Origin of the sequence: Pantoea sp. Ap-870, from assembly GCF_011752515.1 — a bacterium.
GTDB lineage: Bacteria > Pseudomonadota > Gammaproteobacteria > Enterobacterales > Enterobacteriaceae > Pantoea > Pantoea dispersa.
Genome location: NZ_VWXG01000001.1, coordinates 15,256 through 28,687, shown reverse-complemented (window position 1 = coordinate 28,687; position 13,432 = coordinate 15,256). Strand labels below are relative to the sequence as shown.

Below are 13,432 nucleotides of genomic sequence, written 5' to 3'. Positions count from 1 at the left end.
CGCTTAAGGCACCCGATAATGACGCAGCCCAACCTGATCCCCGAGAGCAAACTACCGGCGCTCGGCACCACCATTTTTACCCAAATGAGCGCCCTCGCCGCCCAGCACAACGCCATCAACCTGTCACAGGGCTTTCCCGATTTTGACGGCCCGCGCTATTTGCAGCAGCGCCTGGCACATCACGTCAGCGAAGGCGCTAACCAGTACGCGCCGATGATTGGCACCCTGCCGCTGCGCGAGGCAATCGCCGATATAACCGCAGACATGTACGGTCATCGGCCGGATATCAACAGCGACATCACCGTGACGGCGGGCGCAACCGAAGCGCTGTATGCCGCGATCACCGCGCTGGTGCGGCCGGGCGACGAGGTGATCTGCTTCGATCCCAGCTACGATAGCTATGCGCCGGCGGTTCAGCTGGCCGGCGGCGTGCTGAAACGCATCGCGCTGCAGCCGCCCGCTTTTCAGGTCGACTGGCAGGCCTTCAGCAGCCTGCTCAGCGCGCGCACCCGGCTGGTGATCGTCAACACGCCGCATAATCCGTCCGCCACCGTGTGGCACGCCAGTGACTACGCCGCGCTGTGGCAGGCGATCGCCGGACAGGAAATTTATGTGCTCAGCGATGAAGTCTATGAGCACATCTGTTTTGATGAGCAGGGCCATGCCAGCGTGCTGGCACATGCCGACCTGCGTCAGCGCGCTATCGCAGTCTCATCCTTCGGCAAAACCTTTCATATGACCGGCTGGAAAGTGGGTTACTGCATCGCTCCGGCGGCGATCAGCGCCGAAATCCGCAAAGTGCATCAGTATCTCACCTTTTCAGTGAATACCCCGGCGCAGCTGGCGATTGCCGATATGCTGCGCCAGCAGCCGGAACATATTGATGCGCTGCCGGCATTCTATCGCGCCCGGCGTAACCGCCTGACGCAGGCGCTGGCCGCCAGCCGGTTTAAGGTGCTGCCCTGTGCCGGCACCTATTTCCTGTTGGTGGATTACAGCGCCATTTCCGATTTGGATGATGTCAGTTTCTGCCAGTGGTTAACCCGCGAAGTGGGCGTGGCGGCGATTCCGCTGTCGGTGTTCTGCGCGGACCCTTTCCCGCACAAGCTCATTCGCCTGTGCTTTGCTAAACAGGAAGCGACGCTTGACGCCGCTGCGGAGCGTTTATGTCAGCTTTAAAACTTACCGTATTGCAGGAAACCCTGAGCTGGATGGATGGCGCGGCCAACCTGCGCCATTTTGATGAGGTATTGCAGGGCATGACGGGCCGCGATGTCATCCTGCTGCCGGAGATGTTTACCACCGGCTTCGCCATGGAGGCGGCGGCCAGTTCGCTGCCGCAGGATCAGGTAGTGGCGTGGCTGCACGGTCATGCCAAAGCCCTGAATGCCCTGGTCGGCGGCAGCGCGGCGATTCAGAGCGACCAGGGCGCGGTAAACCGTTTCCTGCTGGTGGAGCCCGACGGCACGCTGCACCAGTACGACAAACGCCATCTGTTCCGCATGGCCAGTGAGCACCAGCACTATGTACCCGGTGAAACGCGCGAGGTGTTCCACTGGCGCGGCTGGCGTATTCTGCCGCAGATTTGCTACGACCTGCGCTTCCCGGTGTTTTCGCGCAACCAGAATGATTACGATCTGGCGCTGTATGTCGCCAACTGGCCGGCACCGCGCGCGCTGCACTGGCAGGCGCTGCTGCTGGCGCGCGCCATTGAGAATCAGGCCTATGTAGCCGGGTGTAACCGCGTCGGCAGTGACGGCAATCAGCATCAATACAGCGGCGACAGCCGGATCATCTCGCCGCAGGGTGAGATCCTCGCGGCCGCTGAACCCTTCGCCCGCGCGCGCCTCGATGCCGAGTTATCACTGGAGGCGCTGCAGGACTATCGCGAACGCTTCCCGGCCTGGCGCGACGCGGATGAATATACGCTGAAGTAATAAAAAACCCCGGCCAGGCCGGGGTTTGCGTTATTCACGTCAGTTGCTTACAGATCGAACCGGTCGAGATTCATCACTTTGGTCCAGGCGGCCACGAAGTCGTTGACGAACTTCTGCTTCGCATCGCTGCTGGCGTAAACTTCCGCCAGCGCGCGCAGGATGGCGTTAGAACCAAACACCAGATCGGCGCGAGTGGCGCTGTACTTCACTTCTCCGCTCTGACGATCGCGGCCTTCGAACAGCTCAGCGCTCTCATCAGTGGCGCGCCATGCGGTGCGCATATCCAGCAGATTGATGAAGAAGTCGTTACTCAGCACGCCCACGCGATCGGTAAACACGCCATACGCGCTGCCGTCGAAGTTGGTGCCCAGCACGCGCAGACCACCCAGCAGTACCGTCAGTTCTGGCGCGCTCAGCGTCAGCTGTTGCGCTTTGTCCAGCAGCAGGGTTTCGGTGGAAGAACCGCCCTGTACGCGGCGATAGTTACGGAAACCATCGGCCAGCGGCTGCAGTACGTTGAATGACTCGACATCCGTCTGGTCCTGACGCGCATCCACGCGGCCCGGCGTGAACGGCACCTGCACCGCGACACCTGCCGCTGCTGCCGCCTGCTCAATCCCGACGCTGCCCGCCAGCACAATCACATCCGCCAGCGACGCTTTACCTGACTCCTGCTGAATCTTCTGCAGCACCGGCAGCACATCGCGGGTGACACTGGCGTTGACCGCCCAGCCGTTCTGCGGTGCCAGCGCCAGACGGGCACCGTTCGCGCCGCCGCGTTTATCGCCGCCACGGAAGGTGGAAGCGGACGCCCAGGCCGCAGAGACCAGCTGGCTGACGCTCAGACCCGAAGCGGCAATTTTCGCTTTCAGATCGGTGATGTCATCCGGCGTCGGCTGATGCGTGGCCTGCGGTAACGGATCCTGCCACAGCAGATCTTCCTTCGGCACTTCCGGACCGAGGTAACGCGCTTTTGGCCCCATATCGCGGTGCGTCAGTTTGAACCAGGCACGGGCGAAGGCTTCGTTGAACGCCTGCGGATCGTTGAGGAAACGACGCGAAATCTTCTCGAACTCCGGATCGAAGCGCAGCGTCAGGTCAGTGACCAGCATGGTCGGCTTGCGTTTTTTCTCTGGATCGAACGGATCCGGGATAATCGCTTCGGCATCAACCGCTTCGAACTGAATCGCGCCCGCCGGGCTGTGCGTTTGTACCCACTCATATTTGAACAGGTTCTCGAAGAAGTAGTTGCTCCACTGCGTTGGGGTTTGCGTCCATACCACTTCCAGACCGGAAGTGATGGCATCGGCACCGGCACCGCTGCCGTAGCTGCTGTGCCAGCCCAGGCCCTGCGCTTCCAGCGGCGAGGCTTCCGGATCGACGCCCACGTGGCTGGCCGCGGCGGCACCGTGCGTTTTACCCAGCGTGTGACCGCCGGCAATCAGCGCGACGATCTCTTCATCGTTCATGCCCATGTTGCCGAAGGTGGCGCGAATCGCCGGGGCCGCCGAGCGCGGATCGCCGCTGGCTTCCGGACCTTCCGGGTTCACGTAGATCAGGCCCATTTCCGTCGCACCGAGCGGCGCGTTTGCCAGGCTTTCCGGATGGCGGTGCGCCAGCCATTCGGTCTCATGTCCCCAGTCCACGTCCATGTCCGGTTCCCAGACATCTTCACGACCGGCACCAAAGCCAAAGGTACGGAAGCCGGCGTTTTCCAGCGACACGTTACCGGCAAGAATGTAGAGATCCGCCCAGGAGATTTTCTGGCCATACTTCTGTTTCACCGGCCACAGCAGACGACGTGCTTTGTCGAGGCTGACGTTATCCGGCCAGGAGTTGAGCGGCGCAAAGCGCTGCTGGCCACGCCCGGAACCGCCGCGACCGTCGATGGTGCGGTAGGTGCCGGCGCTGTGCCATGCCATACGGATAAACAAGCCGATGTAGCTGCCCCAGTCGGCAGGCCACCAGGATTGCGAATCGGTCAGCAGCGCACGAATATCGGCTTTCAGCGCGGCGTAATCCAGTTTGCTGAACTCTTCACGGTAGTTGAAAGTGTCACTGAGGGGGTTAGAACGGCTGGAATGCTGGTTTAACAGATCGACGCGCAGCATGTTTGGCCACCAGTCGCGGTTAGTGGTCCCGCTTCCGGCGCCACGCGCTAAAACGCTTTTCTCTTCCGATGCTCCATGATGAAAGGGGCATTTTCCTGAGGCGGCTGCATTATCATTATTTTCGGGCGTGCTCATTTCTCGGCTCCATTGGCTTCACGTTGTCCGGTTAAGATAACCGCACCGTGTTGCAGAATATATTTGGATGGACCGAAGGTTTTGATAGTTACTGGCTTTCAAGCGCGAGGTTTGTGATAGAGAGCACGAATTTCAGGGCGCATAGGTACACCTCATGATGGATCGGGTTATACCGGTGCGCATGAATGCGCACCCTACGGAACCGCATAACGATTTTTACAGGGGCGCCATTGATGGCGACCTGGATTAACTTCCGCGGTAAGTCGACCACGACCACGGGGAAATGAGGAACGGCAGGTGATAATGGCTGCCGGCGGAGCCAATCACAAAATCAATCTGCGCGCTCACATACAGCGCATCACGCCCGTCGGCGGCGAAATAGTCACCGATCTCCGCGGTTAAGCGATAGTGGCCCGGCGCCAGCGGTTCAGGCGTGAGATCTTTGATGCGCCCGTCGCTGTCGGTTTCGCCCTCGGCCACTGGCAGCCAGCCCTCAGGGCTGTTCTGCTCCAGCGACATCGCGACGCCAATCGCCGGTTTGCCCAGCGCGGTGTCGAGAATATGGGTGGTGATGGTGCTCATGTAATGCTCTCCTTAAGCCGTAACAGGGTAATTTCCCGCAGCTGCGCCAGCGCTTCCTGCTGCTCGGTCTCTTCATCATTGTTGAGCCTGCGCTGCAATTCCGCCAGCATCTGTTCACCGCTGCGCCCTTTGGCGCGAATCAGAAACACCCGGCCGAAGCGCTGCTCATAGCGCTCATTACCGGCCAGCATCGCCAGCTGCAGCGCACCGTTAGCCTGCTGCATCGCTGCCTGTTCCTGCTGCGACAGCGCGGCCTCTTTACCCGCGCCCTGCGCTTTTTCGCCGATGCGCGGATGGGCGCTCAGCGCCTGCTGCAAGGCGTCGCCCTGCCACGCCTGCGCCAGCTGTTGCGCCGTGGTGTACAGCGCCGTCAGGCTGGCGAACGGCCGCGCCGCCACCAGCGCCTGCTGCCAGGCGGGAATCGCCACGCAGTGGGCAATCGCCGCCTGCGCCTGCGCGACGCTCGCCTGATTAAAATCGTTCAGATCCATTTCGCGGCTCCTTTAGCTGCGCGCCAGATCGCATACCGCCTGCAGATAGGCCTGCACGCCGAGCGCCACATCGGCCACCTGCACCGATTCCGCCGGATGATGGCTGATACCGCGATGGTTGCGCACAAACAGCATGCCCACCGGCCAGCGCTCAGCCATCGCGATCGCGTCGTGACCGGCTCCGCTCGGCAGCGCCAGACTGCGCCCCTGCACGGTTTCTACCGCATGGCTCAGCGCCTGCTGCAGCCGCGTATCACAGGCGGTGGCCGCGATGCGATAGTACTCGTTAGCGCTGAAGCTGAGCCCGCGCCGCAGCGCGATGGCTTCCGCCTGGGTCAGCAGGCTGGAGAGCAGACGTTCCAGCGGTTCATCCTGCGGTCCGCGCACGTCCAGCGACAGCTGCACCTCGCCGGGGATAACGTTAACGGCGCCCGGCAGACAACTCAGCGTGCCCACTGTGGCCACCAGCTGCGCATCCTGATCCTGCGTGGCCTGTTCCACAAACACCATCCACTCTGCCGCTGCTGCCAGCGCGTCTTTGCGGTGCGTCATCGGCACCGTGCCGGCATGACCGGCCTCCCCGACAAAGCGGCAGTTAAGACGGCGCGCGCCATTAATCGCTGTCACCACGCCAAGCGCCAGATCGTCCTGTTCCAGGCACGGTCCCTGCTCAATGTGCAGTTCGAGATAAGCCACAATGTCGCTTACCTCACGTGCCGCCTGCGGGATCAGCGCCGCGTCCAGGCCGAGGTCCTGCATCGCCTGCGCCACCGTAATACCGTTACCGTCCGGATGTGACACCCAGCTCTCCGGCCAGCTGCCGGTGAGGCCTCGGCTGCCAAGCAGCGTGATGCCAAAGCGCGTGCCCTCTTCATCGCCGAAGCCGACAATTTCAATCGCCAGCGGCAGGCGCTGCTGATGGTCGTGCAGCCACTGCACGGTTTCAATGGCGCTGAGCACGCCCAGCATGCCGTCGTAACGTCCGGCGTTGCGCACGGTATCGAGGTGCGAACCAAGCAGCAGCGCCGGTGCGCCCGGCTCCGCCGCTTCATAGCGACCGCAGATATTGCCGACCGCATCCTGCCAGGTGTGCATACCTGCCGCCTGCATCCACTCAGCAACGCGCGCGTTGGCGCGCACCTGCTCCGGCGACAGATAGACGCGGGTCAGCCCCTCTTCGCTCTCACTGATTGCTGCCAGCGCGTCACAGCGCGCCATCACCCGCGCCGCCGCTGACTGCGCCTCACCGGCGCTCATCAGGCTATGACTCATGCGTGGCTCCCGTAGTGGTCCCAGGCAGCCTGCAGCGCCGCGCCCTGAGTGGTGCGGAAACCGACGTGATTCAGCACGGACTCCAGCGCGCTCAGCGTCAGCATCACGCAATCTTTGCGCGCGTTGTAGCCCATGGTGCCGATGCGCCACACTTTGCCGTGCAGCGGACCGAACGAGGTGCCAATCTCAATGCCGAAATCGTCCAGCATCAATTTGCGTACCTGGTCGCCGTTAATGCCCTGCGGGATCACCACGCCAAGCACGTTATTCATCTTGTGTGTGAGATCGCCAAAGGTTTCCAGCCCCATGCCCTGAATACCTTTCAGCAGCGCATCACCGTGCAGCTTGTGACGCGCGATGCCGTTATCCAGCCCTTCCTGCAGGATCAGACGGGCACATTCGCGTGCGCCAAACAGCGCCGAGGTGGCTTCGGTATGGTGGTTGAGCCGCTCCGGTCCCCAGTAATCCATGATCATGCCGAGATCGAAGTAGTTGGAGTAGATCATCTCGTCGACGCCATCCTGATGTGCGTCGGTACGGATGCCCTGCTCCACGCACTTACGCTGGCGGATCACCGCTTCCATTTGCGGGCTCAGGGTGATCGGCGAGGTACCGGACGGACCGCCGAGGCATTTCTGCATGCCGGCAGAGACCGCATCCAGCCCCCAGGCATCGGTTTCCAGCGGGTTGCCGCCCAGCGATGCGGTGGCATCGGTGTACAACAGCACGCCGTACTGGCGACAAATCGCACCGAGCTGCTCCAGCGGTTGCAGCATAGTAGTCGAGGTATCGCCCTGCACCGTCAGCAGCAGGCGCGGTTTGACTTTTTTGATCGCATCTTCGATCTGATCCGGGGTAAATACCTCGCCCCACGGCACCTCGATGGTATGGACTTCCGCGCGGCAGCGACGGGCGATTTCGCACAGCAGATGACCGAAGCGGCCGAACACCGGCACCAGCACTTTATCGCCCGGACGAATCGCCGACAGCAGGATGGCTTCGATACCGGCGCGTGAGGTGCCATCAATCAGCAGGGTCCAGCGGTTTTCAGTGCGGAATACGCCACGGTACAGCGCCATCACCTCGTTCATATAGTGCGTCATCGCCGGATCGTACTGCCCAAGCAGCTGGCTCGACATGGCGCGCAGCACGCGCGGGTCGGCGTTGATCGGGCCCGGTCCCATCAGCAGACGCTGTGGCGGATTGATTTGCGAGAACTGGCTGATATCCATGAGGGGTTCCTTATTGTTCGGTTACAGACGCACGGTCGAAATAAACTGCTTCAGCTCGGCGGTTTGTGGATTCGCAAACAGCGTTTTGCTGTCGCCCTGCTCCCACACGCGTCCCTGATGCATAAACACCACGCGGTCGCCCACGTCGCGGGCGAAGTTCATTTCATGGGTGACGAGAATCAGCGTCATGCCTTCGGCGGCCAGCTGCTCCAGCACTTTCAGTACTTCACCCACCAGCTCCGGATCGAGCGCCGAGGTGATTTCGTCACAGAGTAAAACTTTTGGCTGCATCGCCAGCGCGCGGGCAATCGCCACGCGCTGCTGCTGACCGCCCGACAGGTTAGCCGGGTAGTAATTGAGGCGTTCGCCGAGCCCGACTTTTTCCAGCATCTGCGTGGCCAGCGTGCGGCACTCCGCCTCGCTCTTTTTCAGCACGCGGCGCGGTGCCAGCATCACGTTTTCCAGCGCGGTCATGTGCGGAAACAGGTTGAAGTTCTGAAACACCATGCCCACCGAGCGGCTGATTTCACGCGCCTGCGATTCACGATCGGTAATCGTCATGCCGCCCAGTTTAATACTGCCTTCCTGATAGCCTTCCAGCCCGTTCATGCAGCGCAGCAGGGTACTTTTGCCAGATCCGCTGCGACCAATGATGGAAATCACTTCGCCGTTGTCGATATCCAGATCGACCCCTTTCAGTACGTGGTTATCACCGTAGTACTTCTGGACCTGATTAATGGTGATGAGCGGCATTGAATTTTTTCTCCAGGTACTGGCTGTAACGCGACAGCGGATAACACATCAGGAAGTAACCGAGCGCCACCAGGCCAAACACCTTGAAGGGCTGATACGTCACATTGTTGAGAATGGTGCCGGCTTTGGTCAGCTCGACAAAACCGATAATCGACGCCAGCGCGGTGCCCTTGATCACCTGCACGGCAAAGCCAACGGTCGGCGCGATGGCGATGCGGATCGCCTGCGGTGCCACCACGCGATACAGCGTCTGGCCAAAGTTCAGGCCGAGGCAGCGCGACGCTTCCCACTGCCCTTTTGGCAGTGCGCGAATGCTGCCGTACCAGATATCCAGTAAAAACGCGCTGGTATACAGCGTCAGCGCCAGTGACGCCGCCGTCCAGGGCGCGACGTCGATGCCGAACAGGCCGACGCCGAAGAAAGCGAGAAACAGCTGCATCAGCAGCGGCGTGCCCTGAAACAGCTCGGTATAACAGCGAATCAGGCGGGTGAGCCAGCGACGCTGCAGCAGACGCAGAAACAGCAGCGGCAGTGTTACCAGCGTGCCGCCGAAAAAGGCCACCAGCGACAGCAAAATCGTCCAGCGCGCCGCCAGCAGCAGGTTGCGCAGGATGTCCCAGTCAGTAAACGTTGTCATGCCGGCTGCGCTCCAAACCATTTGCGACCCAGCGCCAGCAGCAGCTGACGCATGGCAATCGACAACGCCAGATAGATCAGCGTGGTCACCAGATAAACTTCAAAACTCAAAAAGGTGCGCGACTGAATCAGGTTGGCGGCAAACGTCAGCTCTTCATACGAGACCTGCGACACTACCGACGAGCCGAGCATCACAATGATGCACTGGCTGACCAGCGCCGGATAAATGCGCTGCAGCGAGGGCGGCAGCACCACGCGGATGAAGGTTTGCGTGCGGCTCAGCCCGAGCACGCGCCCCGCTTCCCACTGCCCGCGCGGCGTGACCTGGATACCGGCACGGATGATTTCAGTGCTGTAGGCGCCAAGGTTAATCAGCATCGCCAGCAGCGCCGCTTCACCGGCCGTCAGTTTCAGCCCGAGATTAGGCAGACCAAACACGATAAAAAACAGCTGTACCACGAACGGCGTGTTGCGAATCAGCTCGACGTAGATGCCCCACAGGCGGCTGGCCCAGCCCGGTTTGCCGCTGCGCAGCGCCGCGCCGAGAATACCCAGTCCGACACCGCCCACCGTCGCCAGCACCGTAAGCTGCACCGTGACCCACAGTCCGGCCAGCAGCTCTGGCCAGTGCGGCCAGAGATCTGCAAAGTTAAGTTGCCCAATCATTGGCCGTTCCTGTTATGCGCCGAGGTTGGCAGGCAGCGGCGCTTTCAGCCACTCTTCCGACAGCTTGTTCAGCGTGCCGTCTTTAATACCCTGCTCAATCAGTGCGTTCACTTTCTCTTTCAGCGCTGGCTCATTCTTTTTCAGGCCGATAAAGCACGGTGAATCTTTCAGCATAAACTGCGGCACCGGGGCTTTTTCCGCGTTCTGGCGCGCAATCGCTGCGACCACTAGGTTTCCGGTGGCGACATACTGCACCTGACCGGAGAGATAGGCGGACAGCGTGGTGTTGTTATCTTCGTAGCGCTTCACCTGAGCATCTTTCGGAGCGACATCGCTCAGCACCATGTCCTCTACCGCACCGCGCGTCACGCCAATCGATTTCCCGCTCAGCGCCGCCGCATCTTTCAGCGTCTCGCCTTTCGGGCCGAACACGCCGAGGAAGAACGGCGCATAGGCGCGGCTGAAGTCGATCACTTTTTCGCGCTCGGCGTTTTTGCCCATGCTGGAGATCACCAGATCGACTTTATCGGTCTGCAGATACGGTACGCGGTTAGCGCTGGTCACCGGCACCAGCTGCAACTTCAGTTTCATCTGCTTCGCGAGGTATTTCGCCATGTCGATGTCATAGCCCTGCGGCTGCAGATCGGTACCGACCGAGCCAAACGGCGGAAAGTCCTGCGGCACTGCCACGCGAATCACGCCACGCTTCTGGATATCCTGCAGCTGATCGGCCATGGCGCTGCCTGCCTGCGCCAGCAGCAATGCTGCCCCTGCTACTGCCAGTAATACTTTGTTCATTATGCACCCCGGTGAGTTAATGGTGAAACAAAAGATTCTTGATAAATTGATTTGCAACTAATGTGCCAACCACAACGGGCAGCAAACGCAGCGGCTAAGCGGAGGATTTAAGGCGGTTGTGGGCGCATCATAACGGGGACCACCCCGTCAGCGGACGCGATCAAAAAAGGTGCAAAGCACCAAAACGGTGCCCTTTAGCGGTGTTCCAGCTCGTCGAGCTGCTGGTAAAGATCGGCAATCTGATGGATGCGCTGACGCCCCTGCGACAGCATTTCGTGCAGCAGCGCGTTGGCCAGCAGGTTGATCAGGCTCATTGCCGAGGCGTAGCTGTCAAAGGCGGAAACGCTGTCGAGCGGTGCGCACAGCTGCCAGCGCGCCAGGGTGAGAATACCCTGCGCCTGCGGTTCGCACAGCACCAGCACCGGGATGCCGCTCTGCTGCAGCTGCTGCATCAGTGGACGAATGATGCGTGGCCGGCGGCGAAACGCCATCACCACCACCACATCTTCCGGCGTCATGTCCACCAGCTCTTCGCCCAGCGTCTGGCCTGGCTGTGGCAATACCTGCACCTGGGCACGCGCCTGTAGCAGCTGCTGACGCAGGTGCAGCGCCACCGGATACGCGTTGCGCATACCAATGATGAACACCCGCCGTGCGGCGCCCAGCGCGGCAATCACCTCGCTAAACTGCCGGGCGTCAATGCTGTTGACCCACTGCGTCAGGTTCGCCATCTCCTGCTTGTAATGGCGCGACAGCAGCGTGTTGCCCTGCACCGCGTCGCGATTATCGGTCAGCGGCATTCCGCTCTGGCGCAGGGTGCGCAGCTCATCACGCATGTCTTTGTATTTTTCATAGCCGAGGCGTTTGAACAGCCGACTCACCGTGGCCTTTGATACGCCGCTGAGCCGCGCCAGCTCAGCGCTGTTATAGCTAATCAGATCATCAAAATGGTCAAACACAAAGTCAGCAATGCGCTGCTCCTGCGGCGACAGTTGCGGATAGTGACTGCGAAGGCGTTCATCGAGCTGTTTCATCATCGGTCCTGTAACTTTCGTTTCATCACAAGCTAGCATAAATCGATCCAGGCTGGCGTAACACCAAAACTGGAACGGCTCTTGCTTTACCATTGCTACAGACTGGTAGCGGCGCAATTTGTTGCGCTTGTTTTCCCTATCCAGCGCGCCAAATCGCGCCGCTACAAAAGAATAATCCGGGAACAGTTCATTATGATTCAGAGCAATATGGCCCCGATGGGCATGGCGGTGACGCCACATCACCTTGCCAGCGAAAGCGCACTGGCAGTTCTGCGTGAAGGCGGCAACGCGCTGGAAGCCATGGTGGCCGCCGCGGCGACCATTGCGGTGGTCTACCCACACATGAATGGCCTCGGCGGCGACGGTTTCTGGCTGGTGGTGCCGCCCGGCGGCGATCCGATTGCTATCGATGCTAGCGGCGCCGCCGGTTCGCTGGCGCACCCCGACTTCTATCACGGTGAGAGCCATATTCCGCATCGCGGCCCTAAAGCGGCACTGACGGTCGCCGGCACCGTCAGCGGCTGGCAGGAAGCGCTGACGCTGGCGCACGAACTGGGCGCGACGCCGCTGCCGCTGAGCCGTTTGCTGCGCGATGCGATTCGCTATGCGGCCGATGGCATTCCGGTCACCGCCTCCCAGGCGGCAGCGACGGCGGCAAAACAGCATGAGCTGCAACATCAGCCCGGTTTTGCTGCCACCTTTCTGCCTGATGGCGCACCGCCCGCCGCCGGCAGTCGTTTTACCCAGCCGGCGCTGGCGCAGACGCTGAGCGTGCTGAGCGAGCAAGGGCTGGAGAGCTTTTATCGCGGTGAGCTGGCGCACCATCTGGCGCGCGAAATGGGCGCGCTCGGCATGCCGATTACGCTGGACGATTTACACCGCCAGCGCGCCCGGCGCTGCACGCCGCTGCACCTCACGCACAGCGAAGGCGATATCTGGAACATGACGCCGCCAACGCAGGGGCTGGTATCGCTGGCGATCCTCGGGATCACCGATCGTCTGGCGATGGCCGACGCCAGTGAAGCGCAGACGGTGCACCGCATCGTTGAAGCCACCAAACAGGCCTTTGCCCTGCGCGATCAACACATCACCGATCCGCGTCACATGGCGATTGATGTGCAGTCGCTGCTGAATGCCGATCATCTCGGCACGCTGGCCGCGCAGGTGCAGGACGATCGCGCCGCGCCCTGGGGCACCGGACGCGGACCGGGCGATACCGTGTGGATGGGGGTGATGGACAGCAGCGGCCTGGCCGTCTCCTTTATCCAGAGCATTTACCACGAATTTGGCAGCGGCGTCGTGCTGCCCGGCACCGGTATTACCTGGCAAAACCGTGGCGCGGCGTTCAGCCTGCAGCCGGATCACCTGCTGACGCTGGCACCGGGCAAACAGCCGTTCCATACGCTCAATCCAGCGGCTGCACGCCTGAAAGATGGCCGCACGCTGGTGTACGGCTCGATGGGCGGTGATGGCCAGCCGCAAACCCAGGCGGCGATCTTTACCCGCTATGTCATTCAGGGCCAGCCGCTGCAGCAGGCGGTCAGCGCACCGCGCTGGCTGCTTGGCCGCACCTGGGGCCAATCCTCGGACTCCCTCAAGCTGGAGGCGCGCATCGCGCCTGAAACCGTGCAGCAACTGCGCGCGCTCGGTCATGAAGTCGAACTGCTGGCTGAATACAGTGAAGTGGTGGGCCACGCCGGCGCCATCGTCAGACACAACAATGGCATGCTGGAAGGCGCGTTTGATCCGCGCAGCAACGGCAGCGCTGCCGGTTTTTAACGGAGA

Annotated in this window: 13 protein-coding genes; 3 read left to right on the top strand and 10 right to left on the bottom strand. The window is 61.3% G+C overall.

The annotated features are described in order from the left end of the window. Positions 1-18: 18 nt before the first annotated feature. Entirely contained in the window at positions 19-1,179 is a 1,161-nt protein-coding gene (locus F3J41_RS00160; RefSeq protein WP_166709624.1) for a pyridoxal phosphate-dependent aminotransferase, read from the top strand. Continuing rightward, entirely contained in the window at positions 1,167-1,937 is a 771-nt protein-coding gene (locus F3J41_RS00155; RefSeq protein ID WP_166709622.1) for an amidohydrolase, read from the top strand. The genes F3J41_RS00160 and F3J41_RS00155 overlap by 13 nt, the downstream gene beginning before the upstream one ends. Before the next feature lie 47 nt (positions 1,938-1,984). Here the strand turns inward: F3J41_RS00155 and katG are convergent, their stop codons facing one another. The 10 genes from katG to hpxU form a co-directional block, all read right to left on the bottom strand. Beyond that, positions 1,985-4,183 (bottom strand): catalase/peroxidase HPI, encoded by a 2,199-nt coding sequence (gene katG, locus F3J41_RS00150; protein ID WP_166709620.1) that lies wholly within the window; start codon positions 4,181-4,183, stop codon positions 1,985-1,987. Between the two features lie 246 nt (positions 4,184-4,429). Next, the gene (uraH, locus tag F3J41_RS00145; protein ID WP_021507290.1) at positions 4,430-4,765 is read right to left on the bottom strand and encodes a hydroxyisourate hydrolase; all 336 of its coding nucleotides are present in this window, start codon (positions 4,763-4,765) and stop codon (positions 4,430-4,432) included. Continuing rightward, complete coding sequence (uraD, locus tag F3J41_RS00140) at positions 4,762-5,256, bottom strand: 2-oxo-4-hydroxy-4-carboxy-5-ureidoimidazoline decarboxylase (RefSeq protein WP_058781168.1); 495 nt, start codon at positions 5,254-5,256, stop codon at positions 4,762-4,764. Before uraD ends, uraH begins: the two co-directional genes overlap by 4 nt. A gap of 12 nt (positions 5,257-5,268) precedes the next feature. After that, positions 5,269-6,528, bottom strand: coding sequence for an allantoate amidohydrolase (hpxK, locus tag F3J41_RS00135; protein WP_058758022.1), 1,260 nt, complete (start codon positions 6,526-6,528; stop codon positions 5,269-5,271). Beyond that, positions 6,525-7,760 carry an alanine--glyoxylate aminotransferase family protein gene (locus tag F3J41_RS00130; protein ID WP_058769328.1) on the bottom strand — a complete coding sequence of 412 codons (1,236 nt, stop codon included), beginning with the start codon at positions 7,758-7,760 and terminating at the stop codon, positions 6,525-6,527. Before F3J41_RS00130 ends, hpxK begins: the two co-directional genes overlap by 4 nt. 21 nt (positions 7,761-7,781) lie before the next feature. Then, positions 7,782-8,513, bottom strand: coding sequence for an amino acid ABC transporter ATP-binding protein (locus tag F3J41_RS00125; protein WP_021507294.1), 732 nt, complete (start codon positions 8,511-8,513; stop codon positions 7,782-7,784). Next, on the bottom strand, positions 8,494-9,150 hold the full coding sequence (locus tag F3J41_RS00120; RefSeq protein WP_021507295.1) for an amino acid ABC transporter permease: 657 nt from the start codon (positions 9,148-9,150) through the stop codon (positions 8,494-8,496). The genes F3J41_RS00125 and F3J41_RS00120 overlap by 20 nt, the downstream gene beginning before the upstream one ends. Beyond that, positions 9,147-9,815, bottom strand: a complete 669-nt coding sequence (locus F3J41_RS00115; RefSeq protein ID WP_021507296.1) for an amino acid ABC transporter permease — start codon at positions 9,813-9,815, stop codon at positions 9,147-9,149. Before F3J41_RS00115 ends, F3J41_RS00120 begins: the two co-directional genes overlap by 4 nt. Before the next feature lie 12 nt (positions 9,816-9,827). Further along, positions 9,828-10,613 (bottom strand): transporter substrate-binding domain-containing protein, encoded by a 786-nt coding sequence (locus F3J41_RS00110; RefSeq protein ID WP_031279673.1) that lies wholly within the window; start codon positions 10,611-10,613, stop codon positions 9,828-9,830. 194 nt (positions 10,614-10,807) lie between these two features. Beyond that, complete coding sequence (gene hpxU / locus F3J41_RS00105; protein WP_021507298.1) at positions 10,808-11,647, bottom strand: MurR/RpiR family transcriptional regulator HpxU; 840 nt, start codon at positions 11,645-11,647, stop codon at positions 10,808-10,810. Between the two features lie 192 nt (positions 11,648-11,839). On the opposite strand from hpxU, the gene F3J41_RS00100 reads away from it, so the two are divergent. Further along, positions 11,840-13,426, top strand: a complete 1,587-nt coding sequence (locus F3J41_RS00100; RefSeq protein WP_166709618.1) for a gamma-glutamyltransferase family protein — start codon at positions 11,840-11,842, stop codon at positions 13,424-13,426. The last annotated feature ends 6 nt before the right edge of the window (positions 13,427-13,432 follow it).